This window comes from Arthrobacter vasquezii (genome assembly GCF_029455255.1).
GTDB lineage: Bacteria > Actinomycetota > Actinomycetes > Actinomycetales > Micrococcaceae > Arthrobacter_D > Arthrobacter_D parietis.
The window spans coordinates 1-3,193 of the sequence record NZ_JAROKN010000110.1 but is presented as its reverse complement, the minus strand read 5'-3'; the positions used below and the strand labels follow the sequence as shown (position 1 = coordinate 3,193).

The following is a 3,193-nucleotide window of genomic DNA, read 5'->3' as shown; positions in this document are numbered from 1 at the left end:
GGCAACCGGTCAGCGCCGCGCCCTGCGGACGCTTCCACTGCCGGGCGCGTACGACGACGCCGTCACGGCCGTTGTGGACGACCGCCTGGTGATCGCGGTGCCGGAAGGTGACGGGGAGTCTTTCAGCCAGGCGCTGAGCGCCTACCTTCACGGCGCCGGTTTCACAGCGAAAGTAGGCTTCGGGGGCGGCTATGCCCAGCCCAGCGGGCTGCGCTGGAGCTACTTCGAGGCGCGGGAGTCGCTGACCCGGGGCCAGGCGGTCAACCAACCGGACCGGCTCAGCCTCACGTCCCTCCTCATGGCAAGTGAGGACGTGCCGCTGGCGGATCTGGCCGCCGAAGCGCTCGATCCGGTCGTGGCGTTCGATGACCGCCACGGCGCAGAGTTGATGCTCACGCTCGAGAAGTACCTGGCTCATAACGGGTCGGTGGCCGCCGTTGCGGACGTGCTGCAGCTGCACCGGAACACCGTTCGCTACCGTCTGCAGCAGATCGTCGAACTCACGGGCTACGATCCCGCCATCACCGCAGACCGCGTACACCTGTACCTGGCGTTGAATGTGCGCGGCCTCCGGTAGGCCGCGCCCCTGCTTCTGAACTTGGTACGGAAACAGGGGAATCCGGTGCCCGACGAGCGATCTCTCTGGCGCGCCGCCCCCAACGCTCCATAAGGTAATCGAATGGCTAATCAACTGCATACGAGTCTGCTCCACACCTGGCAGGGCATCGACGATCCGGGCCGCCTGGATTCCGCCACGATCAATCTGGAGCCGGGTCGGCTGAGCGCACACGGCACATCCAGGACAGACTCGTATGCCATGAGCTGGGCGCTCACGACGGCGGAGGGCTGGGTAACCCGCCGCCTGACCGCGACGGTGCATGGTCACGGCTGGAGCCGGCACCTCGAGCTGGAGCGGGACAGTGACGGCGTGTGGACCAGCACCGGCTCAAGTTCCGGCGAATGCGACCTCCCCGCACCAGGCATCGAAGACCCTTCCTTGCTGATCGGTGCCCTCGACTGTGATCTGGGGCTGTGCCCGCTGACCAACACGATGCCCATCCTGCGGTTGAACCTGCACTCCGAGGAGTTGGCGCCGGCGGATGAGACCTCAATGGTCATGGCATGGGTGGAGGTTCCTAGCCTTCGGGTGATGCGCAGCAGCCAGATGTACAGCCAACTGCGTTCAGCGAACAACGAGCGGAACGGCGTAGTTCTCTACAGCTCCGACAACCATGGGTTCACGGCGGAGTTGCAGATCGACAGGGAGGGCGTGGTTATCGAATATCCCGGGCTGGCAACCCGAATCCGCTAAGTTTCGGTAACTTTTCTCACGATCCAACCCCTGATGGGCCATTGCACCTAACACACCGAATGCGCTTGTGTACAGAGCGTACGGTGGAATTATGTCTGATTCCGCACACAATCCTGCCCAAATACAGTCAGGGCCGCCGGGAACGGCCTCCGCACAAGCACCCAGCAAGGGTGTTCTTGATCGTCCCGTCTTCTACACGTCCCTGGTGGTCGTGCTGGCGCTGGTCATCCTCGGTGTCGCTTTCCCCACCGGTTTTGCCGATGTCACCAGCAGCGTCCTCGATGGATTGGTAACCAATTTCTCCTGGGCCTTTGTCCTCACCGCAACCGGCTTTGTTGTCTTCGCGGCATTCCTCGCCCTCAGCAAGTACGGCCGCATCCGCCTCGGAGCCGACGATGAGAAGCCAGCCTTCTCCCGCGCCTCCTGGATTGCAATGATGTTCAGCGCGGGCATGGGGATCGGCCTGATGTTCTATGGCGTCACCGAACCCATCTCCCACTACCTGACGCCGCCGCTTGCAGGTGTGGAGCCAGGTACCGACGCCGCCGCCCGTCAGGCCATGAACTACACGCTCTTCCACTGGTCTCTGCATCCGTGGGCGATCTACGCCGTCGTCGGACTGGCCCTGGCCTACTCCGCGTTCCGCAAGGGACGCGGCATCGGATTCAGCGCCGCCTTCGCTCCGCTGTTCCGCGGGCGCACCAATATCAAGGCCCTGCGCGCAATCGACGTGTTCGCTATCTTCGCAACCCTGTTCGGCTCCGCTACCTCCCTGGGTCTCGGCGTTGTCCAGATCAACGGTGGGCTCACCGAAGTCTTCGGGATCGAAAGCAACATCTGGGTCCAGGTAGGGCTCATCGGGCTCTTGACCGTGTGCTTCGTCGTCTCCGCCGTCAGCGGTATCTCCCGCGGCATCAAATGGCTCTCCAACGGCAACATGATTGCCGCGCTGGTGCTCCTCGCCTTCCTGTTCATCGTGGGCCCGACGGTCTTCATCCTCGAGCTGATCCCTTCCGCCGCAGGCAACTACCTGTTTGCCCTCCCCCAGATGGCAACTCGCACCGGAGCCTTCGGCGGCCAGGACTGGCTCTCAGCCTGGACTATCTTCTACTGGGCGTGGTGGGTTTCATGGACGCCGTTCGTCGGTTCCTTCCTCGCCAAGATCTCGCGCGGCCGCACCATCCGTGAGTTCATCCTCGGCGTCGTCGCTGTGCCGAGCCTCGTCAGCCTCGTCTGGTTCGGTGTCTGGGGAGGCACCGCGATTACCGCGCAGAATAACGGCGTGGACATCGCCGCGGCCAACGCGGAGAGTCAGGAGTCAGCGATGTTCGCGCTGCTGGCTGAATACCCGCTGGCCTCGGTGACGGCGATCCTCGTCGTCCTGCTCGTTGCGGTGTTCTTCATCTCCGGCGCGGATGCCGCCTCGATCGTGCTGGGCTCGCTCTCCTCCTTCGGTTCCGAGAACCCGAAGAAGTGGCTCACCATTCTGTGGGGAACCATGACCGGCGCGGTAGCAGCAGTCCTGCTCTTCATCGGCAGTCTCGGTGCGCTGCAGACGCTGACGATCATCGCCGCAGCACCGTTTGTCCTCATCATGGTGGGCCTCTGCGTGGCGCTCATGATGGACCTCTCAAAGGATCCGGCGATTATCGGCGCGAAACGTCGTCGTACTCCCGCTGCACCGGCCCTTGAGCCGGAGCGTCAGGAGGAAGACCTCGGCACGGCCGAGGAAGCCGCTGCACGGTAGGCAGCCACTGCCTGTCACGACGACGACGCTCCCGCAGCCTCAGGCTGTGGGAGCGTCGTCGTCTGTTGCACCGCGCGGGCAACCCCCCCCCCCCCCCCCCTCCCCCCCCCCCCCCCCCCCCCCCCCCCCCCCCC

The 3,193-nt window shown here is 64.4% G+C and carries 3 protein-coding genes; all 3 read left to right on the top strand.

The window, feature by feature from the left end; genetic code table 11:
* On the top strand, window positions 1–577 hold a 577-nt coding region (locus P4U43_RS17745; protein WP_277359922.1), incomplete at its 5' end, for a PucR family transcriptional regulator.
* A 102-nt stretch (window positions 578–679) separates the two neighbouring features.
* Entirely contained in the window at window positions 680–1,312 is a 633-nt protein-coding gene (locus P4U43_RS17740) for a putative glycolipid-binding domain-containing protein (protein WP_277359921.1), read from the top strand.
* A 91-nt stretch (window positions 1,313–1,403) separates the two neighbouring features.
* Complete coding sequence (locus P4U43_RS17735) at window positions 1,404–3,059, top strand: BCCT family transporter (RefSeq protein ID WP_277359920.1); 1,656 nt, start codon at window positions 1,404–1,406, stop codon at window positions 3,057–3,059.
* Window positions 3,060–3,193: the final 134 nt, after the last annotated feature.

Coding starts and splice junctions, on each gene's coding strand:
- P4U43_RS17735 (WP_277359920.1), top strand. CDS start 1,404: ATGTCTGATTCCGCACACAATCCTGCCCAAATACAGTCAGGGCCGCCG.
- P4U43_RS17740 (WP_277359921.1), top strand. CDS start 680: ATGGCTAATCAACTGCATACGAGTCTGCTCCACACCTGGCAGGGCATC.